We start from the raw sequence: 25,422 nt of genomic DNA on the forward strand, positions 1-25,422 counted from the left end.
GTGAGTCACAGGGTCCCGGCTTGAGAAATATCATCCCGGGAACCGCAGGAGGGCAATGGTGGTGGCGGGACGGATGAAGGGCCGCCCAAGAGTGGCCGGCATAGCCGCCTCGACATCGCAACCAAGTGAAGGGGCGCGTACATCGCTTCATCCCACAGATAGGCGCGGTCACCGAAGTGATGTCCCTCCTTCAGCCACACAGCGGTGTTTCCTTTCACGACGGCCACGCTGAGTTCGTGGTTGCTGCGCGGGTCCACCATATGCATGAAGCCACGGGGGTCATACACGACGCGGCGGCCGTCTGCGAACTCCGCCTGGCGAAGACCGACGTCCGGCCACTGAGGTGTATCGAGCCGCTCCAAGGGACGAAAGACAACGTCCGAATCCGCATGGCGGCCGCAGACACGCCAGCACGGCGTGCGATCCGTAGCCACATCCAGATGATACGTCATGCCGCTCTGCTTGCGGAAGTGCAGTCCATTCGTTGGTCCGAATCCCACCTCGGTGATGTTGGTGTGCCGGGAAACGTGGTGGGCACGCGGCATCCGCGTGGAGGCCAGACGGTCCGAGAGCGGCACGGGACGCGCATCTTCACGGAATGAAGAACCGTCAAACCAACGCTGGCGGGGAACACCGCCGCGGTAGGACACCAGCAGCAGGCCGGTCTCCGCGGAGAACGCATCACATCCATGGGAATGATACACCACCAGCGCACCCGATTGGAGGGAGACCCCGGAGACATACGCCTGGCCAAAATCTCCGGCACACAATACGGATGGCCTGCGGCCATGGACATCGCAGACCAGCAGTTCGCAGTTGGTAAAGGTGCCGAACGCAAGCGCCACGGTCCCCGGATCGGCGCCATCCACCAGCATCACTCGCTGCGCCTCAGGTGCCGGCGCATACGGCCACAGCACACGTCCGCATCGGGCGGATGTTCTCCAGTAACACACGCATCGATCCGGAGTCACTCCCACGTGCCCAGTCTGCGGAAGCTCAAAGGCAACCTGTCCGGCAGCAATCATGGGATAGTAGAGCGGCCAGGGAAGCCGGTGGTAGAAGGCGGGCAGGCGTGCCATTTCATCCGTGAGCGCCAAAGATGGACGCCGCTCCGGAGGGCCTTGCAGAAGGGCATCCAGATCAACTTGCGCCTGGCTGAGCGTGCGTGAGCCCGCGACGGAATGGCGGGACAACATCAGCAAGCCATGACGGTCCACCTGGATGGAATGCAGCAGGCATGTGGCCGCGAGCTGCTGCCAGGAGGGCTCACGAACCAGCAAGGCCATGGCATCCGGATGCGACACCAAGAATACTTCCTCACCCGGCTCGGCCTGTGGCATTTCGTTTTGTACAAAATGGGCCAGTGCCTCCGACGGGAAGGGAGCGGGTTCGAGTTTGGCGAGCTGAGTCCGCACGTCTTCCACGGTGCGCAGGGAGACAGGAGCGAACTGATCGTCTGCCAGCGTGTAGACATCCCCGCCTTGATCGCCTGCCGCAACGCCGGATCTTTTCAAATGACGAACCAGTGCGAGAACCGCACCCAGCGCGAACAGCCTGGGTTTTCCCCAAAGATGAATGCCCGTATCCAGAAGGATCTTCCGTCTGGGCGGCGGTTCTGAAGGTGGAGATTCCCGGCGTGAATACAGCGCCTCTCCCTGCGCAAGCCGCGAGGCAAAGGTGAGGTCATCCCAGGCGAGTTCCGTCAGAAGAAGGCGATCCGGTTCACCTCGATTCGTAATGTCTGAAACGCCACCCACCGGTAGATCATCCTGCTGCGACACGGGTTTGGGCACGTGAAGAACGGCGGAGAGACGGCGCGCCACGCCGGCCACCTGAGCTAGTTGCCCACCTTCCTTCTCAAGGGCTGCGAGCAAGTCGTCCGGTATCTCGATGGCAGGCGGCTCGGGCTTGAGATCCTCAAGCGGCAACTCGATCTGGTCCCCAAGATCTCCATCGAGACCGGTGCGCAGGCGATGCTCCAACTGCGAAGGCGGAAGACGATCAAAGGCCTTGGCCAGGGCGCTCAGGTCTCGCAGCAGCCGTGCCTGACCATTGATGTCCGGGGCGCGCTGCATGAAGGGCTCAAGGTCCGGGGTCTTCTTGAACTCATCGAGAATCGACTCGGACAGATCCGGAGGAAGCCGATTGAAGGCGCCCTCAAACACCATGCGCACCAAGGTGCGCTTCGCAGCCGCGTTCTTCAGTTCAGGCGGCAGATTGCTGATGGCATCCAGCCCACGGGTCGCATGCATCCAGAGACTGGCCAACGTGGAAGGCAGAGGCTCACCGGATTTCCAAACGCCGCAGGCATGCTGCAGTTCGGTGTGAATGACGACGCCGTCCCAAACGGTCTGGGCCGCAGCATTCACCAACACCACGGCACCCAGGGGTGGCAGGCCATCTGGAGCCAGTGCTTCCAGCAGATCGACCAGCGTGTCCCGAGAGCCAAGGAAGTTTCCGAGCACGGAACCCATCGCCGAGCGGAATTCACCGTGCCAGGTCCAGAAGTGACCCGGAGGCGCGCAGAAGTAACCCAATGTGGCTTTGCTGTGCATCGATGCGTCAGTGAGCTTCTTCTTGATGCAAGGACTGGCGAAGCGCAGAGCGTGTGGCCTCGACAAAGGCCTCGTCCGGCAGGACTTCCACGCTGGCGTCCTCGTGGACGAGCGCGAGGGCATGGGGCGCGAGCTTCAAGGAGACAGCCACCAGCGCGGCGGTGACACCGCGTGGCAACGCCCATCCCGCAGGCGTGGCGACACCCTTCTCCACACACCATGATACACCCGGCAGGGATGGCAGCACCGGACCACGCACGCAGGCCCTGCCGTCATCCGACTTCGCGAATTTCAGATTCTTCAAGCGTACGGAGGGCGCGCTCAATCCCCAGGTGGCGAATGCTTCGAATGAAAGCGTGAGCAGTGCCGGCTCGCGATACTCCCGGGAAGGAACCAATGCCCACGCGAGCGGCATGACTGACTGCGCCGGCAAGGCGGCGGCGGGAGGGCGCACCTTCAGAAAGTCCGGCAGTCGCATCCAGATCGCTTCCGGCAGACGCCGCACTGGCACCAGATCCCCTTCTCGTGTGAGCCGGCCGGAGTCATCCGCAATGAAACGATCCAGAGCGGGCATCAGGGCCCATCTCCCGTGGTTTGTGCTGCCACGCACCCAGACATGCCCTTCGGCCTCGCAGGCTTCAAAGCCCGGCAGCGTGCGCCACCGGCCCAGCCAGGCGGCGTCTTCCGGGGCAAGCATCGCCACCAGGGTCATGTCATGCGCAACGCTCATCTCAGGCACCCGCCTTTCTCCAAAGCGCCTCCACTTTCTCCTGCAGGGCATTGCGCGCCTCTGCCTGCTGGACCCATGGCACACGCGCCGCAAGGGCGGCGAGCTGATCCTTTGCCACGCCCGGCACGGCCTCGTCCCAACCGGCATCAAGCGCTTCCAGATCTCTGGCCAATGCTTGGGGATCTGGAGCCGAGGAACCGTAGGCCTGCGGATGATCCGTGGCGGTGGGTTCAGCCTTCGTGAGCGTCTCCTGCACAATGGAGGCCAGTAACTCGCGCTGCTCCTCACGATCCCAGATGCAGCGCATGACCCAGAGGTCCGACACCTGCGCGGCCATGCGCCCGCACATGAGTGCGCTGGCCGCGATGACACGCTGCAACTTCACTGCGCGGCGGTCAGAAACATCAATGCCGCCCGCACGCAGTCTGGAGACCAGGGCGAGGTAAGCAGGACGTACCGGGGTGAGATCCACCAACGGCAGGGCTTCCTGAAGCGCTCGGATATCGTTCGCGCCAATACCACAGGACGGCACCACGCCGCGGCGGCTCTTTTCGATTTCCCAACCCGCTTCGATCACCGCGCCCAAAGCTTCGCCGGGGACATAGCCACAATGCACGCGCAGCAGGAAGCGGTCGAAGAGAGCACGCAAGGCCTCCTCCTCAGGAAGATGATTGCTGGCACCCACCACCATGAGCGCAGGAAGCTTGCGCGTCTCGCGACCGCGACGGAAGACGCGCTCGTTCAGCACCAGCAGCAGGCTGTTGAGAATGGCACTATTCGCATTAAGGATTTCATCGAGGAACACGAAGTCCGCCTCGGGAAGCATGCCATCGGTGTTCGTGACGAGATCCCCCTCGCGAAGCCGGCGGATGTCGAAGGGGCCAAACAACTCACTCGGCTCCGTAAAACGCGTGAGGAGATAGTCATAGGAGCGGGCCTCCAGGCGGCGCGCGACTTCATGGACGAGGGCGCTCTTCGCCGTGCCGGGCGGGCCGTGCAGGAAGAGATTCTCGCCGCCTACGAGGGCGATGCCCATGACATCAATGACTTCGTCCTTTCCTACGAAGAGGTTCTTGAGGGGGCGCAGCAGGTGTTCGGAAAGCCGGTTCGCAATAACTGTGGGTTCCATAAGGAAGCGGAAACAAAAGGGATAAAGAAACGGGAGTTAGGCAGCAGCAGCCAGGGCCAAGCGCTGGGCAAGGGAATGATGCGCCCCGAGGGCATCACGGACGGCGGCCTTCACTTCGGGATCGGTCAGCCGTGACTCGTCCTGACGCTCTATCACACGGTCGACGTACCATCTCCAGATCTGCGGATGGCGTTTCAGAGGAGCCAAGTCCAGCGGCAGAGGCAACGGACCCATGCCGACGGATGAGAGGGGAAATCGCAAACCGATGGCGGAAAGCCCCAAAACCAGCGGATCATCGGCGCTCAGGGACTTCGCCCAACGATGGATCGTCGGCAGATGGCGCAGCGCGACATCGGCGGAGAGCATGTCCCCCGCATCGACCGGGGCAGGCGGCATGTCGGAGAAGATGTCCTCGATGTCGCCAGCAGGCAGGGCGCGATCCACCAGCCCATGACAGATGCGATACAGGCAACGCAGGGCATCCAGCGCCACGTCCGGTTTGAAAGGGGGATGTTGGTGCTGGTCCGTCCCAAGATCTGCCAGGTCATCCAGATGGGCTGTGAAGGCCTCCTGTAGGAGCAACATGGCACCGGGGTCACTTCCCCTGAGATCAGCCTCGCGCCGGACCAGAACCTTTCCGGTGGAGGATAATCCGGAGGCGAACTCAGCCAAGGGGGAAGCTGTATCTGGGGGCACCATGAACGCGCGAAGCTAACGTGAGCCGGGACAATGGCAAATGTCGGGCGGCGACAAGTTCACCACGGTTTTGCCATCTTTCCGGCAACGAACTACTCTTTCGCGGAAAAAACGAGGGTTGCCGGTGTGCGATTGGTGTCTCGCCGCGAGTCTGGAGCTCTCGACCAGAGGAACATCAAAAGATGAACTGGTCACATTCACTCCGATAAAACGAACTCAAACCGGTAATGCCGGAGAAGTTCGTCGGTATGGTCGTAGGCGTCTGCCAGCTCAAATTTGTATTCCAACCCGGCGAGACTTTGCTGCTCTGGCGTTTCTGTGTTTGCGTCATCGCGATCCATCCACGCATTCAGCCCCGCACTTCGCTTCACCCGAGTTGCCGGAATGACATTGCTTGGGAAGGCCCGGCACGACAGCTCAACAGCATAGGCAACATCTGCCTTGCCCAACAGCCGGAAGCCATAAGCGGCACGTTGGATCATTTCCGCGCAGCATGTTTCATAGGCCTTGAACAAGCCACCGTTGGCCATATGCCCAGTGGACATCCAGGCGCAATAGACTGCTGCCACGACGGGATTTAGGTTTTGCAGGAAGACTGCCATTTCCTCGTCATTCGAGTCATCTGGAACGTCGTCAGAGATCGCAAACACCACCTCTTCGACGATTTGACGCGTGCCCATCGACCTCGCTCGCTCTTCGGTTACTCGGTAGTCTTTCATGTCATCTAGAGTCGATTTGCGCGTCATCTGGCAGAGCAATACGAGGTGTTTCTCCCTTTGGAGCAGACTGTCCAAAATTCCCCTCAGTTCACAAGCGTCGCATGGAAATCGTTCATGGCTTCCGAACTTCCGGCTGACGGCAATCAGGCATGAGTTCGGGCGGGCCGTACCTCGGCTCATCACAAATGGTGCCAGAGCCCGGCGGCCATTCGCAGTCCTCGTGGAAGAACAGTTTCCAGAGACGCTGCTGCATGTGCCCTTGCTCACCGTCCGGTCGGGTGAAAGCGTGCGGCCAGCACTTGAGGTAAAGGTAGTGAGGCGTGTCTCGCTTCTCGATGAAAAAGTCTGCCGCCAATGCTTCTTCCTTTGTGCATTTGGCATACTGCCAGAAGTGCGGGCCGAGCCACATCTCGGCGGTGGGGTAGAAGCTAACCATAGGCAGCAACGTTTTCGGGCGCCCAGGATTTAGGGAGACATCAAGAAGTGTCCTTCCTGGGCCGATTCCATCGATACTCGCTTCATGGGTGCGTCGAAAGCCCGGTGGAATGGGACCAAAAATCTGCTCATATCCCAAGTCCACTCGACAGTTCCACTGCCAGGACTGGTAGTATTGCCTCCACTGCCAAGCCCCAATACTCGGAAATCTGTTCATCAAAGAGGTGATTAAAGCGCCCCAATCATCAGGAGCCTGTGCATTTTTTTCAATGCGGCATCGTAGTTCCGACTGCGGTCCAGCATCTTTCGCGTGAAGGAGGGAAAAACCGACACTTCGTGCGGAATAGCCACTGTTGACCCAAAAGCCGTCCAGATTCCGCTCCGCTATCAGCGCAGCCACGTCACTTGGAGACAGCTTGAGATCTTCCTCGCTTTTGAATCGTTCAGCATGTCCCGCTGTTTGGTGAACTTCAAACTGTCTGGGCAGCGAACAGGCCTCTTTCAGATGACGCGTCAGTTGCTCCCAAACCTCAATGACCGAACTCGGCACAAAAGGAAAGCCTATGGCGAAGTGGATTCTATCTGGGTACGGAATCATGGCGGAGACTCAAGTCGGCGGGCAGTAGAGGCCATCTAGCCGTGCGCTGCGCGTACAAAAATCCGATTGACTTGAACGGAAAATGAAAGAATTGCTACTGAGACCGAGTTTCAGTAGCGTATCCAAAGCGATGACTCTGACCACCACCCAGTCTTCCTCCAGCCTCACCAGCACGCAGCACCCTCATTTCGTGGGTCTTGCGCAGCTGCGGTCGCTGCTGGCGCATGAAGATGTGGCGTCCGACTCGGCCAAGAGCGATGCGGTGCTGGACATGATCGCCATCCTCCTCCGCCAAGGGAATGCCCGGAACGCTGTGGAGGCGTTTTGCGACCTGAAGAAGGTGTGCGGCTCCGTATGCTACATGGCCCAGTTCCGCCTCCGTAACTGGCTGGAAAAGCAAGTCATGGTGCGCACGGGTGATGCGGGCTGGCAGCCGCTGGAGCTTGGTTTTGGTGACTTCCGCCGGCTCGTGCAGGCCTACCGCCATAAAGAATGGGAATGGCAGGAAGCAGCTGGCTCTTGGGAAAACATCGAAGTGGTCTTCGCGTGGAGTGGAGTGCCGGAAGTGATGGAGCAAGCAGAGGCTGAAGAAGCCGTGGCTGCCTGAGTCTAGCTGGGTGGAACAAAGGCTGCGCCGGTACGTGGCGATCATTTTAGTGCATGGCATCGATGCGGTCCGGCATGCCTGCCCGCAATTGCGCGCATCACATCATAAACACTCACGCCATGATATCGCGACACGGTATCAAAATTAGCAGCCTGGAGATCTGTGAGACTGCGAATCAATCTGCGGTTTCCACATGCTGATGCTCATCATGCTCGCGTGAGGGATCATGCGGCAGGGCCATCGGTTTGCAGAGATGTTTATCCTTGTGAGCGGCACGAGCGCACTTGCGGCACACGTAGCGGGGATCGCGCACGATCTCGGCCAGCTCCTCGATGTCATCGACGATCTCGCTCTTCTTCCATTCGCAAAGAGTTCTGGCCATAACAGATCAATCGTAGCACATTGATTACGCCAGAAAAAGAACTTGCGATGCAGACCTCCATGGCGAGGTTCAATCACGATACAAAGGAGGAACTTATGGCTACCAAAACCATCTCACAAGGAGTGGCCGCCGATCCAGTTGTGACGGCCTTGAACAAACTGCTCGCCGATAGCTACAGCTTGATGGCGGATACACACCTCGCCCACTGGAATGTGGAAGGAGCAGACTTCTTTCAACTGCACACGGCTTTCCAGTCGCAGTACGAGGAGCTCTTCGAAGCCGTGGACGAAATCGCCGAACGCATCCGTGCGCTGGGCAGCTATGCCGAAGGCGGATTGGCACGCCTTTCCAAACTTTCCGACGTGGCTCCGCTGCCCGGAGGACGCCTTCCTGCGAAGGATTTCGTGGCGCACCTGATTGAGGGTCATGAAAAGGCCTCCGCCTCGTGCAAGGCCCTGGAAGGTGCTGCTCAAGATGCCGATGATCTGGAAACCCAGGACCTCGCCATCAAGCGCCGCCAGACCCACCAGAAGACGCTCTGGATGCTGAACAGCTTCCTGAAGTAATACTTCGCGCGCTCAGCAACAATAGAACCATTTTGAGAAGCCGTTCCGGTCCCGTGCCGGAACGGTTTCTTTTTTGCCCTGCGAATCGCGGCCAAAAGGGCAGCAAGATAGTACATGCCCCACGGCACTTTTTCGATTCAGAAGGGGGAAGCGATCCCGTATAATAGCGGTCTGAAAAGACAAATCCGTCTTCCCGGTGGCTTCGCCGGGTCAGTTCAGTCCACCCACTCCGCTCCGCTCCCCATGTTCAAGTTCTCCGGCAAGGGATCCATCACCACCTGCGATGGTGTATCACGTCGTGATTTCCTCCAGGCGGGCACGCTCGGCGCCCTGGGACTGACGATGCCCTACTTCAACTCGCTGCGCGCCATGGGCGCCGTGGACAAGAAGAAGGACGACAAGGCGTGCATCATGATTTTCAACCTGGGCGCTCCCAGCCAGATGGACACCTGGGACCCGAAGCCGGATGCCCCTCGAGAAGTGCGTGGTCCTTTCAAGGCCATCTCGACCAATGTGCCGGGCATCCAGCTCACGGAGATCTTCCCGCAGATGGCGAAGCTCGCGGACAAGTTTTCGCTGGTGCGCAGTGTGTATCACACGGCTGCAGCGGTGCATGACACCGGCCACCAGATGATGCAGACGGGCCGCCTTTTCACCGGTGGCATCAACACACCGCACGTCGGCTGCGCGCTGGAATTCCTGAAGGGACGCAAAAACGAGATGCCCGCGCATGTGATCCTGCCGGAGCCGATGGGTCCCACCGGTGGCAACATGCCGCACGGACAGGACGCGGGCTTCCTGGGCAAGACGTACGATCCCTTTGTGCTGAATGCGGATCCTTCGGCGAAGGATTTCAAGGTGCCGGATCTGCTGCCCCCGAGCGAGATCAGCGAAGTGCGCCTGGATCGCCGTCGCAGTCTGCGCCAGCTGGTGGATGATTCCGTGAAGAACTTCGAGGCCAGCGAGGCGGCGAAGCTGATGGATACGAATTTCAACGATGCGTATCGACTGATGACGAGCAGCACGGCGCGAGAGGCCTTTGACCTGACGCAGGAGAAGCCGGCGGTGCGCGAGCGTTATGGCATGAACCGCTTTGGCCAGTGCTGCCTGCTGGCGCGTCGTCTCGTGGAGCGCGGTGTGCGCTTCGTCACAGTGAACAGCTTCATCACCGTCTTCAATGAAATCACCTGGGACATCCACGGCAGCAAGCCCTTCACTAGTATCGAAGGCATGCGTGACCTCGTGGCGCCCATGTACGATCAAGGTTACAGCGCGCTCATCGAGGACCTGCATCAGCGCGGCATGCTGGATGGCACGCTGGTGTGCAATCTTGCTGAATTCGGCCGCACGCCGAAGGTGAATCCCGCCGGTGGCCGGGACCACTGGCCTGGAGTGTGGACCGTCGGCTTTGCCGGCGGTGGCGTGAAGGGCGGACGTGTGGTGGGCAAGAGCGACGAAATCGGCGCCTATCCCGCCGAGCGTGCCGTGACGCCCTCCAACGTGGTGGCGACCATCTATGAGGCCATGGGCATTGATCTGGAGACAGAGTTGCCCGGCCCGCAGAACCGTCCCTACCCCGTGGTGGATCGCGGGTTCGATCCCATCAAGGAGCTGTTCTAGCGCTCCGCGATTTCAAGAGGCCGCCCGGGCATCGTTGGCTCGGGCGGCATTAACATCTGTGCTGATAGATCTGAGTTTCTTCTCGTGATGCGATTGCATACGTCCATCTTCCAAGTTGCGCTGCTTGGCGCGGCTCTTCTTCACACAAGTCAGGCGTCCGCCGCGGAGGTCTCCTTCCGCAACCAGGTGCAGCCCATCCTGGCACGCTTCGGATGCTCCAGTGGGGCGTGCCATGGCGCTGCGGCGGGACAGGGAGGCTTCCGTCTTTCCCTGCGTGGCTACGATAATACGGGCGACTTCCTCAGCATCACCCGCTCCGCCCAGGGACGTCGCGTCACGCTGGAGGAACCTTCGCGCAGTTTGCTGCTGATGAAGGCGACCAAGGCGGTGCCACACAAGGGCGGTGAAAAGATCAAAGTCGACTGGCCGGAATATCAGATCCTCGCCGAGTGGATTGCCAACGGCGCGCCCGGTCCGCAAGAGAACGATGCGCGCATCCAGCGCATCGAAGTTTCTCCCGCACATGTGACGCTGAAGGCAGGAGCAGCGCAGCCGATCAAGGTGACGGCGTTCTTCAACAACGGGAAGAGCGAGGACGTCACGCGCTGGGCGAAATATACTGCTGGCAACACTTCCGTGGCCACGGTGGATGACGACGGCAAGGTGAAGGTGGTGGGCCGCGGCGAAGGCACGGTGACCGCGTGGTACCTGAGCCAGCTCGCGATTGCGACCATCTCAGTGCCTTATGAACAAGAGGTGCTGACGAAGGCGTTCGAGACTTTCAAACCGCGTAACGTGATCGATGAGCGCGTGAAGGAGAAGCTGGTGGAGCTGAACATTCCGCCCTCGGAACGCAGCACGGATTCGGAATTCATTCGTCGTGCGTTCCTGGATACCATCGGGATTCTGCCGACCTCCGAAGAGACGCGTGCCTTCCTCGCGGATGAGAAGGCAGACAAGCGGGATCGATTGATCGAGCGCCTGCTGCAGCGTCCGGAGTTCGTGGATTTCTGGAGCTACAAGTGGAGCGACCTGCTGCTGGTGAACAGCGACAAGCTACCAGTGCAGCCCATGTGGAGCTACTACCAGTGGATTCGCCGGAATGTGGAGCTGAACACTCCCTGGGATGTGATGGTGCGTGACCTGTTGACCTCCACGGGCAGCACTCTGGAAAATGGTGCGGGGAATTTCTTCACACTGCACGATGAACCCACACGCCTGGCGGAGACGGTTTCCACGGCGTTCCTTGGCATGTCCATCGCCTGCGCGAAGTGCCACAACCACCCGATGGAGAAGTGGACCAACGACCAGTACTTCGCCTTCGCGAATCTCTTCTCACGCGTGCGTGCGAAGAACGGCGGCGTGACGGATGAGCGCGTGATCTTCGCCGCGACAGAGGGTGACATCGTGCAACCTCTCACCGGGCGCGCGCAGACCCCCACCCCCCTGGATGCCAAGCCCGTGAGCCTGACCTCGACGAAGGATCGCCGCATCCCCCTGGCGGACTGGCTGACTGCGCCGGAGAATCCCTGGTTCGCGCGTGCCATCACCAATCGTGTGTGGAAGAACTTCTTCGCCACCGCGCTTGTCGAGTCCGTGGATGACCTGCGCATGACCAATCCGGCGAGCAATGAAAAGCTGCTGAGTGATGCCGCGGGATATCTGGCAAAGAACAAGTTCGACCTGAAGGCGCTCATGCGGCTCATCATGCAAAGCGAGACCTACCAGCGCAGCAGTGTGGCGTTGCCCGAGAACAAGGACGACACGCGCTTCTACTCGCGCTACTACCCGCGCCGTCTGATGGCGGAGGTGATGCTGGACTCCGTGAGCCAGGTGACGGCGGTGCCCACCAAGTTCAACATGGACAAGCGCAATGCGAACAAGGGCATCGGTGCCGCCTACCCCATGGGTTACCGCGCGATGCAGCTTCCTGATTCAAATACGGTGAGCTACTTCCTGAACAGTTTTGGCCGTCCGGATCGCGTGCAAACTTGTGACTGCGAGCGCACGAATGAGCCGAGCATGGCGCAGGCCTTGCACATCGCCAATGGCGACACGCTGAACCAGAAGCTCGGTGAGAAGGAGAATCGCGTGGCTACTTTGCTGGCCTCTGGCAAGGCGGACAACGACATCGTGAATGAAGCCTACCTGCTTTGTGTGAGCCGCCCTCCCACCGACAAGGAGCGCGCCAGCGTGCTCAAGGTGCTGGCCGATGCCAAGTCCCCTGAGGACCGTCGCCATGCATTGGAAGACGTGTTCTGGGGCCTGATGAGCTCCCGGGAATTCTTGTTCAATCACTGACCTAGACGCTCATGGCGACGCCTTAACGCGGGCGCTTTGCCACCTTCAATTTCAGTTCGCCAATTCAGACACCGGGGTTTCTCATGATGCACCTCTTTAAACATCGCGCCGCTGCGCCACTGGCTCTGCTCACGGCATGCGCCTGCACTGCGCAGATCCATGCCGCATCCACCGCAGCGCCCGTGGATTTCGACGCCAAGATTGCTCCTCTGTTCCAAGAGCATTGTGTGGACTGCCATGCGGCGGATGATCCGGATGGTGAGTTCGCGCTGGATACTTTTGCTGCATTGATGAAGGGCGGCAAAGGAGGCAAGGCCATTACGCCGGGCAATGCGCAGGAGTCCCTGCTGGTAAAGTTTCTGGAAGGCCGCAGTGGTGTGGAAGGCAAGAACCAGTTCATGCCACCGGGGAAGAAGGAACATCTGAAGCCCGACGAGATCGCGATGATCCGCCAATGGATTGATGGAGGTGCGCTGCCACCCGCGACACCGGCGAAGCCTGCCGATGTGCTCTCCAAGCTGCCGAAGGTCGCTGCGAAGCCGGGACTGAAGAATGCCATCCAGACGCTGGCGTATTCACCCAAGTCGAAAACACTGGCTGCAGGAATGTTTGGCGCGGTGCATCTGCTGAATCCGCAGACGCGCGAAGTGCTGCGCAAGCTGGATGGCGTGGCAGGCAAGGTGAATGCGCTGGTGTTCTCCGCAGACGGCACGCAACTCTTCGCCGCCGCAGGTGATGCCGGCATCAATGGGGTGGCTTATCAATGGAAGGTCGCGGATGGCACGCTAGTGCGGAAGTTCGAGGGGCACACGGATGCCATCTATGGATTGACGCTTTCACCGGATGGACAGACGCTGGTGACAGGCAGCTATGACCAGAAGATCAAGTTGTGGAATCTGGCTAGCGGTGCGGAAGCAGCCACGCTCACGGGGCACAATGGCGCGGTGTTTGGCTTGAGCTTCCGTCCAGACGGCAAGGTGCTCGCAAGCGTGAGCGCGGATCGCACGGTGAAGCTTTGGGAAATGCCCTCGGGCAAGCGACTGGATACCTTCTCGCAGCCACTCAAGGAGCAAACGGCGGTGAGCTTTTCTCCCGATGGCAAGACGGTGGCGGCGGGCGGCGCGGACAATCGCATCCGCCTGTGGAATGTGAGCGCGCGTGCGCTCGAAGGTACCAACAAATTGCAGCAGACGCGCTATGCGCATGAGGGTGGCCTGCTGAGCCTGGTATTTTCTGCCGATGGAAAATCCATCTTCACTGCGGCAGCAGATCGTGGCGTGAAGATCTGGAACGCGGCAGACATCAAAGAGCTGCACCTCCTGGAGAAGCAACCTGACTGGTCTCCGGGCCTCGCCGTGCTCGACACGGGCAAGCTGGCGGTCGGCAGGCTCGATGGCACCCTCGCCCTCTACGATGCCACCACGGGTGAACCCGAAGTCAAGCCCATGGCGAAGGCCAAGGCTGCTCCGAAAGCGATGGCGCCAGCCAAGCCTGAACTCGTGCGCCTGGAACCTCGCGGTGTGCAAAGCGGTAGCACCGCGCGCGTCAAGCTCACGGGCAAGGGCCTGAAGGATCTCAAGGCTGTAAAGCTCGCGCACGGCGGCATGAAGGCGGCCATTGTCTCAGTAAATCCCGAAGGCACCCTGGCCGAGGTGGATATCACCACGGACAAGGAGGTGCCACGCTCACAGGTCAATCTTTCCCTCGTGACACCCGCAGGCGAATCCGCTCCCGTGAAGGTGCTTGTCGACTACCTGCCACAGGTCATGGTGACGAAGTCTGCGGAACCTCTGCTGCTTCAGCAACTGCCCATGAATGTGTGGGGTACTCTGACGGACATCGGCCAGGTGGACAGCGTGCGCTTCACCGCGAAGCGTGGCCAGACCATGGTACTCGACATGGCAGCGCGTCGTGTGGAATCGAAAGCAAGCTCACCCCGTGTGGAGGTCCTGAATGCACAAGGCAAGTTGCTCGCAGCGAACAACGGTCTCGACAGTGGCAGCGATCCTTTTGTGGCCTTCACCGTGCCTGCGGATGGCGACTACACTGTGCACATCAGGCAGATCACGCTCGATGGATCCGCAGACCACTTCTACCGCCTCTCCATTGGGGAGCTGCCGTATGTGACCGGCTGGTGGCCGTTGAGTGTAACTGCGGGCACGAAGGGCAAGATCCATCTCGTGGGACACAACCTTCCTCCGAATACCACGATTGAAGCCGATGCTACAGACACCAAAGGCATGGACACCATCAGCCTGCCGCTGGACTCGGACAATTACCGGAGCCGCGTGAGCATGACCGTCGCCGTGAGCACTCTGCCTGAGCAGCTGGAGTCCGAACCGAATGACACGCTTGAAAAAGCGCAGCCGCTTCCTGGAAACGTGTCGGTCAACGGACGCCTGATGAGCAGCGTGGGGCCAGATGAGCCCGATGCCGACCTTTATCGCATTGAAGCAGAGAAAGGTCAGGAATTCATCATCGAAACCCGTGCCGCCACGCTCGGTTCTCCTGCCGATACCAAGGTCGAAGTGCTGAATGCCAAGGGTGATGCCGTGCCCATGATGACACTGCAGGCCACAAAGGATTCCTGGATCACGCTGCGCAGTGAAGATGCCAACGACCCCGCGGTGCGCCTGGGCCAATTCGCCGAACTGGAACTCAATGACTACATGTACTTCAACGGTGAGGTACTGAAGGTCTTCCGCCTCGCGCGTGGTCCGGATGCGGACACCATCTACTACGCGAGCGGCGGCAAGCGTCGTGCCTACTTCAACACCAGCCCTGCTGCACACGGCCTGGATGACTACTGCTATGCGGTGCAACCCTACAAGCCAGGCACCAAGCTGGTGCCCAATGGCCTTCCCATCTTCGAGCTGTACTATGCCAATGATGATGACGGGGAACGCGAACTGGGGCGTGATTCACGCCTGCGCTTCGTAGCCCCCGAGAAAGGATCCTATCTCCTGCGTGTCAGTGATACACGGAGCTGGGGCGGCGATCGATTTGCTTATCGCCTCATCGTACGTCCGGTGGTGCACGGTTATGCAGCCAAACTGCGCGGACCGGCCATGATGAACGTGCCCTCCGGCACCGGCAGCCAGTTCTCGGTGACGGCGAACCGAAAGGATGGCTGGGATGGCGATGTACGCGTGGACATCACCGGAGTGCCTGCAGGATTCTATGTTTCCAATCCGCTCATCATCGAGGCGGGCCATCTGGAAGCCGGCGGATCAATCTTCGCCTACCCCACTGCCGCCATGGGTGAGCATGACTTCTCCAAGGTGAAAGTAACGGCCACTGCCATCGTCGATGGCAAGGAAGTGAAGGAAGATCTTGGCGCCTTCCCCAAGGTCGCGGTCACCGCAGCACCCAAGCGCGCCCTGTTCATGGAGCCCGATCTCGCAGGAAGTCCTGCGGGTGATGGGAAGAATGCCCCCACGAAGCCCTATGAAGTCACCATCGCCCCGGGCAGCACCGTCTCTGTCTGGCTGCGGGTGGATCGTCGTGGAGACGATGCGCTGCTGGGATTGGACGTGGAGAACCTGCCGCACGGCGTCATCGTGGACAACATTGGTCTCAATGGCGTACAGATCCGTGCAGGTGAAAACGTGCGCGAGATCACCCTCGCCTGCGCCAAGTGGGTGCCGGAACACGATCGCCTCTGCCACATGTTGGTTGGCAACGCTCGCAACGACGCCGTGAAGACGGACGGAGCGCAAACGAGCCTGCCGGTTCTGCTCAAGATTCGCAAGCCGGCACCGGTTGCAGCGAACGCTCCGCAATCATCAATCAAATGATATACCATAATATGGTATATCATTGATGAGATGCCGCTGGTGCCGCCTGCATTCATCCGCTCCAAAGTAGCGGCTTAGTTATACATAGTTCTCCTACCGGAATTGCCGGTGTCGAAAAAAAGGTTAAAATAACTATTGCCGCTCTAAGAACACGGTGGTAGTCTCGTTTTACCTTCACAAGAACACGCCATGAACTTCCATTGGACAATATCCTCAGCATCGCGCCCGACGAAACGGTCGTGCGAGGCAGGGATCATGCGTCCAGTACAAGGCGCCGGCTTTGGAAGGCCCTATACCGAGGGCAGCGATCTTAACCAGGAGGCTTGCAGGTAGTTTACTATCGGAATTCACCGTACGTAGACCCTGCTCGCCGAAGGCCAGCAGGGTTTTTTGTTTCTTAATTTTCTTAGTTCCAGCGAGTTACGCGAACCACAACCAGGAGGTTTCCTCCCCATCTAGTCCACACCCCCATTTCCCCTGGGTGAAAAAAAGCCCCGCCATCAGCTGCAACTGACGGCGGAGCGGAATCGGTCACCCACTCCCTCCAGTCCCTTTGCGAAAGACAGAAGTTGGCCGGCAACCGTAGTACGGTCGCCGTAGCAGCCGCCTTTGTCAAACCGCCGGAGTCCTCTGAACGGACTTTCCGGACCGGAGGAGCCATGACCTGATTCCCGTTATGCGGACCATATCGATTTCAGAATTACAGCTTCAAAGGCTTATGCATATGCACTTGTATAAGGTGCGTGCGCAATGGGAGGTGTGCCTCAAACACCGAAAAATCCGCCGTGAAAACGTCCTGCGGGTGTGAGCTCTCCGAGCTGGCAGCGGTGTTTGTTCTTTTTAGTCGTGAGCGGCGCAGGACACTGCCTGAGGGCAGAACTCCCTGCGCCGCTCCTTTTTATGCGGCCATCGTCCAAGAGCAGGACGCCTGAACGCCATTCAGGGGATGTCGGTGCAATTCCGGCTGGCCGCTCCAATTTTCATCTCTCATACAAAAAGAGAACACGGCGGGCGCCAGCCTGCGCAACGGAGTCTCCAAAACTCTGTGGGACCGGGGCAGCACCGGGACGCCGTGCCAATTCAAATCATTGATGATTTGTGATGAGTGATTTTTTGATTTCGGTCCGATGCGGCCATGCAAAGGCGCATTTGTGAAGACAGACCTCCAATCAAAAATCATCAATCGTAAATCATAAATTTTACCAACTGCGGAATCGCCAAGGGGTAAGGCAGCGGCCTCATAAGCCGCTTACACGCGGGTTCGAGTCCCGCTTCCGCTACCATTTTCATGGGCTGCTCGATCATCTAGAAGGTCACCCGCCTCGCACGCGGGAGAGCAGGGTGCAACTCCCTGGCGGTCCACCAATTTCAAACAACACAATCGCGGGAAGGTTGAGCAACCGCGGAAGTCTCATAAGCTTCCTCATCGTGGCGCGACTCCACGTCCCGCAACCAATTTCATGTCACCACGTCATGCGGTGGTAGAGCGCTAAAGATGCGCACTGGTCCGTAAAACCAGAGTCTCAGACCGGCCAGGGGCAGTACCTGGACGCCGCACCAATTTCATTCATTCATTATGGCCTGTTAGCTCAGCCACGAAGAGCAACCGCCTGTCGAGCGGAAGGTCGCGGGAGCAATGCCCGCACAGGCCGCCAATTTCATCCAGCCTCGCTTTTTTTTCATCGCGTGCGAGGGAGCCAACGAACCCGCCTCGTTTGGAGCGAGGAGGCGCCCGGGGTAGCACCGGGGCACGCGACCAATTTATCCTCATCCATGCTCCCGTGGTCGAAGAGATGAGGCATCCGTCTTCTAAACGGAGATATGCAGGTGCAAGTCCTGCCGGGAGCACCTTTCCAATTTTCTTTTCAAATGCCCGCTGATGTCAAAGTAGCAATGGCCGCCTGTTAAGCGGCATGTCGTGGTGCGAGTCCACGGCGGGCAGCCAATTTCTTGCCAATCATTTTTGGAGCACGTCCGGCCAGACGAGGACGCGGTCTTGAAAACCGCTGTTCCACTTCGTGGAATTCGGGGAGCGAGTCCCTGGTGCTCCGCCATTTTCGTGATCATTCATCACGCCCGCATGGTGCAACAGTCAGCACATCCGACTTTCTATCGGAAAATCCCGGGGCAGCACCGGGTGCGGGTGCCACTTTCAAGGTTCATCCTTCACGCCCGCATGGTGCAACAGTAGCACATCCGACTTTCTATCGGAAAATCCCGGGGCAGCACCGGGTGCGGGTGCCACTTTCGAAGTTCATACATTCATCCTTCACGCCTGATAGCTCAAAAGGAGAGCAACCGGCTCACATCCGGAAGACAGCGGAGCATTACCGTTTCAGGCGACCATTTTTTTATTCCCTCTGTAGCTCAATAGCAAAGCACCCGCCCGATAAGCGGAAGACCGCGGCGCAATACCGTGCGGAGGGACCACTTTCTTTTCACCGCTGAATGGCAGAGTCAGTCAATGCGGCCGATTGAAAATCGGCAAATCCTGGTGCGATTCCAGGTTCAGCGGCCATTTCGTTTATCCACGCGCCATTGGTGTAGTAGCAGCACGTCATCCTTCCAAGTTGAGAGTGCCGGGGCAGTACCGGCATGGCGCTCCACATTTTTCCATTGCTCCCGAGGTGTAAGAGATCTGCACGCGGTTCTGCGAAGACCGAGGCACGAGGTGCGAATCCTCGCGGGAGCACCAATTTCTTAGATGCAATTCCTCCGTGGCAGAGTCAGCAATGCACCGCTCTCGTAAAGCGACCCATGCCGGGGCAGCTCCGGCCGGAGGATCCATTTCGTTATCAACCACAATTGCCCTGTAGCTCAACTAGTGGAGCGCCCGACTCTGACTCGGGAGGTTGACGGTGCGAATCCGCCCGGGGCTGCCAATTTCCCACGGTAAGAGAGGAGACCAAAGCGGACCAGCGTGCCGCCGCCGGTTGGAAGCCGGATGAATCCGCGAACCCTCGCGGGTAGTGGAGCATGTCCACTGGTCTCCGCCATTTTCAGATTCACGGTCGATGGGCCGCAAGCATTGCCAGCGATGCAGCGGGCTTTTAATCCGCAGAACACGGGGCAGCACCGTGGCGGCCCACCATCATCAGGACATTTCGAGTGTTCGTATCACTCACCTCCATCTTCAATGGAGACCATGGTGTAATAGTACGCATCCAGTTCTGTGAATGCTGTGGTACGGGTGCAATCCCCGTTGGTCTCCCCAATTTCGTTTCGTTCCGTTCATCGCGCGAAAGGTAAAGTCGTCGAGCCGTCGGTCTGCAAAACCGACTTACCCGGTGCGAGTCCGGGTCGCGCGTCCATTTCATTCTAACAAACACACACGGGCCAGAGGAAGAAAGTAATCCGCAAGTCTGGGGGACTTGAGAGAGCCGGAGCGTTACCGGCTGGCCCGACCATTTCTTCAGTTCCATCCTTCACGGGGTCATCGTTCAACAGAAGGACAGCGTCATGGCATGGCGCGGATCGGGGTGCGACTCCCCGTGACTCCACTTCACGATTCAACTCATTCCTTTTCTCGGGCACGAGGAAGACAGCAATCCGCGGCGTTCGGATCGGCGAGATACCCGGAGCATCCCCGGGGTGCCCGACCACTTTATACGCAGGCACATCCCATATCGAACAGCCCTGTAGCTCAACTCGCAGAGCGCCCGGTTTTGGCCCGGGAGGTTGATGGTGCAAATCCATCCGGGGTTATCGATTGCAAGGTGCGTCTCATGCCGCGCCAATAGCTCAATAGAAGAGCGCCGTCCTGACACGGCGGAGGCCGGCGGGGCAGAACCGTCTTGGCGCACCACTTCACTTCCATTTCATTTCATCAACAATGCTCCCGTAGCTCAATGTATAGAGTGCCGCGCTTCGAACGCGGAGGTTGCAGGCGAAAGTCCTGCCGGGAGTACCACTTTCAATTTCTCCCCGGCGTAGTCCAACAGCAGAGACAATCCGCTCAGAACGGATGCAGTGCGGGTGCAACTCCTGCCGCCGGGACCATTTCAAGTGTCTAAAAATAGGCACTCAATCCGATAGCATGGTTCAAAAAGTATCAGTTGCCAATGCGCATCAGGTCCCACGTTTGACCGTGGTCCATATAAGACAGGTCGAACAAGCAGGTACAGTCCCACATAGCCAGCGATTAAGAATGTCGCCGCAATGATGGCTATCGCTGATGAGCGACTGTGTTTGCCATACGGATCGGTCTGAGACATCGATCACAACCAACTCCGTGGCGGCAACTAGTCAATTTTTCTAACGCCAATTCAACGCCCACGTAGCCCAACAGCAGAGGCAGCGATCTCAAACATCGTACAGTGCGGGTGCGACTCCCGCCGTGGGCACCATCAATTTCCATTTTTGCCATCCATGGAAGAGAGGCGACTAGCCAGGTCGTCGCGCTTGTTTGCTAAACAGGTGTTCCCTTCATCGGGAACTGCGGGGGCAGCACCCGCCTCTTCCGCCACTTTCATCAGTGTTTGTAATTTTCCGCCCCATGATTCCTGCAGGGGCCTCGCAATCGACGGCATCGAGCTCCGGCACCATCACCAACTATCCAGCATGATCTGGAAACTGTGGGTCACGGGATGGCAGATCGAAAGCTCGTGCTCATTTTGCGGGCCCCCTGCAGGAATCATGGCGGGACATTTCGATTCATCCTTCTCATGGTCGCGTAGCCCAATAGCAGAGGCACGGCGTCGAGAGCGCCGGTAGTGCTGGTGCAAGTCCAGTCGCGACTACCATTTTCCCAGTTCATCATTTACGGGCTTGAAGCTTTGGCAGCGAAGCAACCGCCTCTTAAGCGGAAGAGCAGGGTGCATATCCCTGCGAGCCCACCAATTTTCCGGCAGTCAGGTATCGGGATACTTCGGTTCTTACAGGTTCGACTCCTGTCACCTCCACCTACGGGGGTGATGCCCGCGCCACTTTTCTCCGGAATCCACTTTGCGGCAGTAAGACCAGAGTTCCTTCGTCAATTGAATCGTTCGGGTAACCCTGAATCTTCAACGTGGGTGCAAATCCCACAGCGTGCGGAGCAATCCTCGCGTGTGTCTCGGGTCAACTTTCTCCGCAATCATCACTTTCGGCGGCAAGGCTTCTGGAGAGGCCTCCTACATTCAAATTTCGAGGTAGTGAAATTGGAGATCCTTCGTCCAAACACGACAGGTCGCTGGTTCGAGTCCAGCCGATGGCTTATTCGATGCCATCGTAGCTCAGGGGTTAGAGCGGTATCGGCTCCGATTGGTTTTCTCCTCGATTTCTTTTTTGTATCATCTGATGGCGGCGCATCTGAAGGTGCGTGCCACGTTCCCTTTCGGGGCAGTGAGACTGGAGTTACTTCGACTCGTAATCGACAGGTTGCCGGTTCAATTCCGGCCATCGGCGCCCATTTCTCAGCTGATGTAGCTCAATGGTAGAGCGGTAGGCGGCATCGTGAGATTCATGGTGCCGCCATTCCTCCGGTCATTGTTCTCCCCGATCTTTTCTATGTATCAAACGGGGCTGTGAGCGTCTGCCATGTGCGGCGCTCTGCCCCAACCCTTCGGGGTAGTGAGGTTGGAGTTCCTTCGTCTGCTCTTAACAAACAAATACTCCGGCCACTGTTCTCCCCAATATTTTTCAATCAATTTTCGCGGTAGTGAAGACGGGACTTCTTCGCAACCTCCACCATCCATCACACCGATCGCCATCGCCTGTCGGAGGAATGCCGGAAACGGCATCAGGTTCGATTCCTGACGATGCGGTGTGAGAGCCTGTCTGCTTTCTCCGCGAATTTTTTTCATCTCATTTCCTATGCCTGCGCCGAGCGCGCCGGCATGCCACGCCGCAGCAAAATAAACTGCGGGGCAGTGAGACCATGTGCCTCTTCGGGAAATAGAGGCCGCTCATCGTGCTCCCCGTACACCCTGATATACCATCACCATGAAGTTCAATATCCTCAAGACCGGCCGTGCGCGTGGCAACACCCTCAACAAGGCCGGTGGCGAAGCCTACGTCGAAACGGCGAAGCTCGAACTCGCCTCCCTGCTCTTGACGAGCATCCTGGGTGACCAGTACTACCGCACAGCGAATGCCGCTACGAAGCGCATCAAGGAACTCGTCGCGCAGACGGGTGACAAGAAATTCGTGGCCAAGGCTGCGCTCTACGCTCGTAAGGAAGCGGGTATGCGCTCAGTCTCCCACCTCGTGGCGAGTGAACTCGCCCACGCGGTGAAGGGTGAACCGTGGACTGCGACGTTCTACGACCGTGTCGTGCATCGTCCGGATGATGCGCTGGAAACGCTGGCGTGTTACGTTGGCACGTACGGCCGCCCGATCCCGAACGCCCTGAAGAAGGGTCTCGGCAAGGCGTTGGCCCGTTTCGACGAATACCAGATCGCGAAGTACCGCAAGACGAACGCGGAGATCTCCCTCGTGGACCTGGTGAACCTCGTTCACCCACCGCACACGGAGGCCCTGCGCAAGCTGGTCAACGGCACGCTCGCTCCTGCGGAAACGTGGGAAACGAAGCTGACGCAGGCCGGTGCGAATGCGGAAAGTGATGCCGAACTGGCGGATCTGAAGAAGGACGCCTGGACGGAGCTCATCCGCATGCGCAAGCTGGGCTACTTCGCGCTTCTGCGTAACCTGCGCAACATCGTGGCCACAGCGCCCGATGCGATCGATGACGCGATCGTGATGCTCACGGACGAGCGTCTCATCAAGAAGTCGCTCGTCATGCCGTTCCGTTTCACGACAGCGCTCGAAGCGCTGCAGGGCTCCGGTCTTCCGGGTGTCAGCCGCGTGCTCGCCGCGCTCAGTGATGCGGTGGATGCTTCCCTCGCCAATGTCCCGCGCTACGAAGGCAAGACCCTCGTGGCCCTGGATGGCTCAGGATCCATGATGGGCAAGCCGATCAAGATCGGTGCACTCTTCACGGCGACGCTCGCCAAGGCGAACGATGCCGACGTGCTTCTCTTCAGCAATGATGCGAAGTACGTGTCCATCAACAAGCGCGACTCCACCCTGACGGTGGCCAACTGGCTGGAACGCCAGTGCGCCTCCGCCGGCACGAACTTCCACGCGATTTTCAACCGCGCGGCGAGTTCCTACGACCGCATCATCATCCTCTCTGACATGCAGGGCTGGATCGGCCAATATACGCCGGTCGCCAGCTTCGATGCGTGGAAGGCGAAGTATGGTGCGTCCCCCAAGGTCTTCTCCTTCGACCTCCAGGGCTACGGCACGCTGCAGTTCCCGCAGCGTGATGTGTACTGCCTGGCGGGTTTCTCGGACAAGACGTTCGACACGCTCCAGCGTCTTGAGTCTGATCAGGCGGCGTTCCTGAAGCAGATCGAGGCGATTGAGCTGTAGCAAAACCACTCACCGTGCCCGCCTGATGCACGTCATCAGGCGGGCACTCTCTTTTCATGAAGCCACTCCTCACCCTCGCAAACCTTTCCCGTCTCAACTCTCTCACCAAGTATCCGTCCATCCCGACCTACCATGCGTTGGGTGACAAAGGGCGGCTCACGCCGGAGGTGAATGTGGCCTTCACCAGTGATGTCCATGTCACCGAAAAGGTGGATGGCACCAATGCGCGGCTTGTGTGCACTCCGGAAGGGGTACTCATCGGCAGTCGCGAAGATTTGCTCTGGGCCACTGGCGACCTGATTCACAACCCGGCACTCGGCATTGTGGATACACTTCGTGACTTTGCCCACCAACTGCGTGACCACAGCTTCACAGAAGCCGTCGTGGTCTTCTACGGTGAAGTCTACGGTCACGGGGTTGGTGCGGCGGCGAAGCAGTATGCCAGTCAAGGCACCAGGGGCTTTCGCCTCTTCGATGTCTGTCTTCTGAAGGCAGACCTGGTCAGCGACATGCTTGCCAGACCCGCAGAACAGATCTCTGCCTGGCGGGAACACAGCGGACAGACCTTCGCGTCTGTGTCCGCTTGTGATGCGCTGGCCGCTCGTTTTGGCTTCGCGCGCGTACCCATGTCCGGAGTCTACTCTTGCGATGTGTGGCCACGAGGTCTCACCGATGCGCGGGACTTCCTGAATGGTTTTGCGGAGAGCAAGGCCAGGCTGGACGGCGCTGCTCTGGGCAAGGCGGAAGGCATCGTGGCTCGCACGGCGGATCGCAGTCAGATCGCCAAGCTGCGATTTGAAGACTATCAGCGCACCCTTGGCAGGTAATCCTGCCGAGTACATCAATTCTCCAAGCATGTCATAAGCGGCCCGCCGGTATCACCGACACGGAGTTCCGCGCATCGTGACACTCTTGGCTTCATCTGGCTCATAACCGGAAGGGAAACTGGGTTCGACTCCCAACAAGCAAGTCACGCCAGCGGCCTGCACCCCGTGCGAGCCCCGACATGGCCATGCGCGACGGGCATTTGCCACGTCGCCCGCCATGAAGCGGCGGCCGCTGTCGTGATTACCTCTTTCTCAATCAACCACTCAACAACTCCCATGAATCTCGAATACCAACTTCTCATCCTGGCTGCGTGCCTTATCACGGCACGTGTGCTGTGGGTGCGCTACCACTACGAATGTCTTATCACTGAGGGCTGTGAAGGTCTCCTGTACCATGAAGGTCGGCTGGTGGATACACTCCGCGCGGGTCGTCATGTGCGCTGGGGCCGCAACTTCCGCGTCGATGTGATTGGCGTGCGCAAGACGCTGCTTCAGGTCGCCGGCCAGGAAGTGCTTACAGCGGACAATGTGAGCGTGAAGCTGAGCGCGGTGCTCACCATGCAGATTGTCGATGCTGCGAAGAGTGTGCTCGTGGCGGATAGCTACCTCACCCATCTCTACAACACCACCCAAGCCGCGATGCGCGTGGCGGTGGGAGGCATCACTGCGGAAGCGTTGCTGGAACAGCGTGCGGCCATCAGCGAGCAGCTTCGTGCCGGAGTGCAGACGGTGGCGGAATCCGTCGGCGTGCAATTGCATGCGGTGGAAGTTCGCGACGTGATGCTGCCTGGTGACCTTCGCAAGGCTTTCAGCGAAACGCTCAAGGCCAAGCAGGAAAGCCAGGCCGCCCTGGAGCGTGCCCGCGGAGAATCCGCGGCGCTGCGTCATCTCGCGAACACCGCCCGCCTGATGGAAAGCCATCCAGGACTCACCACGCTGCGCTTCCTGCAAACGCTCGAAGCGAAGGGCGCAGGGCAGACTTACATGATGAATGATCTGTCCGCGCTGCTGCCAGTCTTGCGAGGGCGCGGCGGAGTGAATACCGATAACAGTGATGATGCGAGCGCGGTGTGATTCTCCTCGTGATTCGACGTCCTCATTTTGGGT

16 protein-coding genes and 19 tRNA genes are annotated in these 25,422 nt (G+C 59.1%); 27 read left to right on the forward strand and 8 right to left on the reverse strand.

Translation table 11 applies throughout. The annotated features are described in order from the left end of the window. Window positions 1–5 precede the first annotated feature (5 nt). The 6 genes from G5S37_RS25435 to G5S37_RS25460 all read right to left on the reverse strand — a co-directional run bounded on the left by G5S37_RS25435 (window position 6) and on the right by G5S37_RS25460 (window position 6,862). Window positions 6–2,555, reverse strand: a complete 2,550-nt coding sequence (locus tag G5S37_RS25435; RefSeq protein ID WP_165207908.1) for a hypothetical protein — start codon at window positions 2,553–2,555, stop codon at window positions 6–8. A 7-nt stretch (window positions 2,556–2,562) separates the two neighbouring features. Further along, the gene (locus tag G5S37_RS25440; RefSeq protein ID WP_165207910.1) at window positions 2,563–3,285 is read right to left on the reverse strand and encodes a hypothetical protein; all 723 of its coding nucleotides are present in this window, start codon (window positions 3,283–3,285) and stop codon (window positions 2,563–2,565) included. 1 nt (window position 3,286) lies between these two features. Beyond that, the gene (locus G5S37_RS25445) at window positions 3,287–4,414 is read right to left on the reverse strand and encodes an AAA family ATPase (protein ID WP_165207912.1); all 1,128 of its coding nucleotides are present in this window, start codon (window positions 4,412–4,414) and stop codon (window positions 3,287–3,289) included. A 36-nt stretch (window positions 4,415–4,450) separates the two neighbouring features. Then, complete coding sequence (locus G5S37_RS25450; protein ID WP_240914710.1) at window positions 4,451–5,113, reverse strand: hypothetical protein; 663 nt, start codon at window positions 5,111–5,113, stop codon at window positions 4,451–4,453. A 194-nt stretch (window positions 5,114–5,307) separates the two neighbouring features. Further along, the gene (locus G5S37_RS25455; protein ID WP_165207916.1) at window positions 5,308–5,829 is read right to left on the reverse strand and encodes a DUF4375 domain-containing protein; all 522 of its coding nucleotides are present in this window, start codon (window positions 5,827–5,829) and stop codon (window positions 5,308–5,310) included. 112 nt (window positions 5,830–5,941) lie between these two features. Continuing rightward, window positions 5,942–6,862, reverse strand: a complete 921-nt coding sequence (locus tag G5S37_RS25460) for a hypothetical protein (RefSeq protein ID WP_165207918.1) — start codon at window positions 6,860–6,862, stop codon at window positions 5,942–5,944. Window positions 6,863–6,992: 130 nt separating this feature from the next. Between G5S37_RS25460 and G5S37_RS25465 the strand changes: the two genes are divergently transcribed. Then, window positions 6,993–7,469 (forward strand): hypothetical protein, encoded by a 477-nt coding sequence (locus G5S37_RS25465; RefSeq protein ID WP_165207920.1) that lies wholly within the window; start codon window positions 6,993–6,995, stop codon window positions 7,467–7,469. Window positions 7,470–7,644: 175 nt separating this feature from the next. Here G5S37_RS25465 and G5S37_RS25470 read toward each other — a convergent pair whose 3' ends face one another. Beyond that, complete coding sequence (locus tag G5S37_RS25470; RefSeq protein WP_165207922.1) at window positions 7,645–7,851, reverse strand: hypothetical protein; 207 nt, start codon at window positions 7,849–7,851, stop codon at window positions 7,645–7,647. A gap of 95 nt (window positions 7,852–7,946) precedes the next feature. Between G5S37_RS25470 and G5S37_RS25475 the strand changes: the two genes are divergently transcribed. The 23 genes from G5S37_RS25475 (at window position 7,947) to G5S37_RS25585 (ending at window position 21,520) form a co-directional block, all read left to right on the forward strand. Beyond that, complete coding sequence (locus G5S37_RS25475) at window positions 7,947–8,417, forward strand: DNA starvation/stationary phase protection protein (protein ID WP_165207924.1); 471 nt, start codon at window positions 7,947–7,949, stop codon at window positions 8,415–8,417. A 243-nt stretch (window positions 8,418–8,660) separates the two neighbouring features. Beyond that, window positions 8,661–10,037 carry a DUF1501 domain-containing protein gene (locus G5S37_RS25480; RefSeq protein WP_165207926.1) on the forward strand — a complete coding sequence of 459 codons (1,377 nt, stop codon included), beginning with the start codon at window positions 8,661–8,663 and terminating at the stop codon, window positions 10,035–10,037. Between the two features lie 87 nt (window positions 10,038–10,124). Next, window positions 10,125–12,338 carry a DUF1553 domain-containing protein gene (locus tag G5S37_RS25485; RefSeq protein ID WP_165207928.1) on the forward strand — a complete coding sequence of 738 codons (2,214 nt, stop codon included), beginning with the start codon at window positions 10,125–10,127 and terminating at the stop codon, window positions 12,336–12,338. Window positions 12,339–12,421: 83 nt separating this feature from the next. Beyond that, a complete protein-coding gene (locus G5S37_RS25490; protein WP_240914711.1) occupies window positions 12,422–16,135 on the forward strand; it encodes a c-type cytochrome domain-containing protein in 3,714 nt (1,237 codons plus the stop codon). 902 nt (window positions 16,136–17,037) lie between these two features. After that, window positions 17,038–17,111, forward strand: a tRNA-Gly gene (locus G5S37_RS25495). 231 nt (window positions 17,112–17,342) lie between these two features. Next, window positions 17,343–17,418 (forward strand) — tRNA-Ile (locus G5S37_RS25500). A 7-nt stretch (window positions 17,419–17,425) separates the two neighbouring features. Next, window positions 17,426–17,500: transfer RNA gene (locus G5S37_RS25505), tRNA-Ala, on the forward strand. Between the two features lie 213 nt (window positions 17,501–17,713). Further along, window positions 17,714–17,790, forward strand: a tRNA-Asp gene (locus G5S37_RS25510). Between the two features lie 120 nt (window positions 17,791–17,910). Continuing rightward, a tRNA-Arg gene (locus G5S37_RS25515) sits at window positions 17,911–17,983 on the forward strand. Window positions 17,984–18,491: 508 nt separating this feature from the next. Continuing rightward, window positions 18,492–18,565: transfer RNA gene (locus G5S37_RS25520), tRNA-Ile, on the forward strand. A gap of 12 nt (window positions 18,566–18,577) precedes the next feature. Further along, window positions 18,578–18,653 (forward strand) — tRNA-Phe (locus G5S37_RS25525). Between the two features lie 14 nt (window positions 18,654–18,667). Beyond that, window positions 18,668–18,741: transfer RNA gene (locus G5S37_RS25530), tRNA-Gly, on the forward strand. A gap of 533 nt (window positions 18,742–19,274) precedes the next feature. Further along, window positions 19,275–19,349 (forward strand) — tRNA-His (locus G5S37_RS25535). 21 nt (window positions 19,350–19,370) lie between these two features. Beyond that, a tRNA-Cys gene (locus tag G5S37_RS25540) sits at window positions 19,371–19,446 on the forward strand. Window positions 19,447–19,767: 321 nt separating this feature from the next. Then, window positions 19,768–19,840 (forward strand) — tRNA-Gln (locus tag G5S37_RS25545). A 25-nt stretch (window positions 19,841–19,865) separates the two neighbouring features. After that, window positions 19,866–19,940: transfer RNA gene (locus G5S37_RS25550), tRNA-Val, on the forward strand. Window positions 19,941–19,969: 29 nt separating this feature from the next. Continuing rightward, window positions 19,970–20,045: transfer RNA gene (locus G5S37_RS25555), tRNA-Arg, on the forward strand. Between the two features lie 13 nt (window positions 20,046–20,058). Beyond that, a tRNA-Leu gene (locus G5S37_RS25560) sits at window positions 20,059–20,134 on the forward strand. Between the two features lie 271 nt (window positions 20,135–20,405). After that, window positions 20,406–20,481, forward strand: a tRNA-Leu gene (locus G5S37_RS25565). Window positions 20,482–20,505: 24 nt separating this feature from the next. Next, window positions 20,506–20,600, forward strand: a tRNA-Ser gene (locus G5S37_RS25570). A gap of 201 nt (window positions 20,601–20,801) precedes the next feature. Next, window positions 20,802–20,877, forward strand: a tRNA-Leu gene (locus G5S37_RS25575). 21 nt (window positions 20,878–20,898) lie between these two features. After that, window positions 20,899–20,973, forward strand: a tRNA-Lys gene (locus tag G5S37_RS25580). Between the two features lie 481 nt (window positions 20,974–21,454). Next, window positions 21,455–21,520, forward strand: a tRNA-Leu gene (locus G5S37_RS25585). Window positions 21,521–21,627: 107 nt separating this feature from the next. On the opposite strand, the gene G5S37_RS25590 is transcribed toward G5S37_RS25585, so the two are convergent. Further along, complete coding sequence (locus G5S37_RS25590) at window positions 21,628–21,918, reverse strand: hypothetical protein (protein WP_165207930.1); 291 nt, start codon at window positions 21,916–21,918, stop codon at window positions 21,628–21,630. Window positions 21,919–22,057: 139 nt separating this feature from the next. Here G5S37_RS25590 and G5S37_RS25595 point away from each other — a divergent pair, with 139 nt between their 5' ends. From G5S37_RS25595 to G5S37_RS25605, 3 genes are all read left to right on the forward strand, one after another. Continuing rightward, window positions 22,058–23,488 (forward strand): TROVE domain-containing protein, encoded by a 1,431-nt coding sequence (locus tag G5S37_RS25595; protein WP_165207932.1) that lies wholly within the window; start codon window positions 22,058–22,060, stop codon window positions 23,486–23,488. A 56-nt stretch (window positions 23,489–23,544) separates the two neighbouring features. Continuing rightward, entirely contained in the window at window positions 23,545–24,315 is a 771-nt protein-coding gene (locus tag G5S37_RS25600; RefSeq protein WP_165207934.1) for an RNA ligase family protein, read from the forward strand. A gap of 276 nt (window positions 24,316–24,591) precedes the next feature. Next, window positions 24,592–25,389 carry a slipin family protein gene (locus tag G5S37_RS25605; protein ID WP_165207936.1) on the forward strand — a complete coding sequence of 266 codons (798 nt, stop codon included), beginning with the start codon at window positions 24,592–24,594 and terminating at the stop codon, window positions 25,387–25,389. Window positions 25,390–25,422: the final 33 nt, after the last annotated feature.

The sequence above is a fragment of the Roseimicrobium sp. ORNL1 genome (assembly GCF_011044495.1).
Classification (GTDB): Bacteria; Verrucomicrobiota; Verrucomicrobiia; order Verrucomicrobiales; family Verrucomicrobiaceae; genus Roseimicrobium.

Bases quoted from the DNA above. Each gene is read 5' to 3' on its own strand.
- G5S37_RS25435 (WP_165207908.1), bottom strand. From the start codon at position 2,555: ATGCACAGCAAAGCCACATTGGGTTACTTCTGCGCGCCTCCGGGTCAC.
- G5S37_RS25440 (WP_165207910.1), bottom strand. From the start codon at position 3,285: ATGAGCGTTGCGCATGACATGACCCTGGTGGCGATGCTTGCCCCGGAA.
- G5S37_RS25445 (WP_165207912.1), bottom strand. From the start codon at position 4,414: ATGGAACCCACAGTTATTGCGAACCGGCTTTCCGAACACCTGCTGCGC.
- G5S37_RS25450 (WP_240914710.1), bottom strand. From the start codon at position 5,113: ATGGTGCCCCCAGATACAGCTTCCCCCTTGGCTGAGTTCGCCTCCGGA.
- G5S37_RS25455 (WP_165207916.1), bottom strand. From the start codon at position 5,829: ATGAAAGACTACCGAGTAACCGAAGAGCGAGCGAGGTCGATGGGCACG.
- G5S37_RS25460 (WP_165207918.1), bottom strand. From the start codon at position 6,862: ATGATTCCGTACCCAGATAGAATCCACTTCGCCATAGGCTTTCCTTTT.
- G5S37_RS25465 (WP_165207920.1), top strand. From the start codon at position 6,993: ATGACTCTGACCACCACCCAGTCTTCCTCCAGCCTCACCAGCACGCAG.
- G5S37_RS25470 (WP_165207922.1), bottom strand. From the start codon at position 7,851: ATGGCCAGAACTCTTTGCGAATGGAAGAAGAGCGAGATCGTCGATGAC.
- G5S37_RS25475 (WP_165207924.1), top strand. From the start codon at position 7,947: ATGGCTACCAAAACCATCTCACAAGGAGTGGCCGCCGATCCAGTTGTG.
- G5S37_RS25480 (WP_165207926.1), top strand. From the start codon at position 8,661: ATGTTCAAGTTCTCCGGCAAGGGATCCATCACCACCTGCGATGGTGTA.
- G5S37_RS25485 (WP_165207928.1), top strand. From the start codon at position 10,125: ATGCGATTGCATACGTCCATCTTCCAAGTTGCGCTGCTTGGCGCGGCT.
- G5S37_RS25490 (WP_240914711.1), top strand. From the start codon at position 12,422: ATGATGCACCTCTTTAAACATCGCGCCGCTGCGCCACTGGCTCTGCTC.
- G5S37_RS25590 (WP_165207930.1), bottom strand. From the start codon at position 21,918: ATGAAAAAAATTCGCGGAGAAAGCAGACAGGCTCTCACACCGCATCGT.
- G5S37_RS25595 (WP_165207932.1), top strand. From the start codon at position 22,058: ATGAAGTTCAATATCCTCAAGACCGGCCGTGCGCGTGGCAACACCCTC.
- G5S37_RS25600 (WP_165207934.1), top strand. From the start codon at position 23,545: ATGAAGCCACTCCTCACCCTCGCAAACCTTTCCCGTCTCAACTCTCTC.
- G5S37_RS25605 (WP_165207936.1), top strand. From the start codon at position 24,592: ATGAATCTCGAATACCAACTTCTCATCCTGGCTGCGTGCCTTATCACG.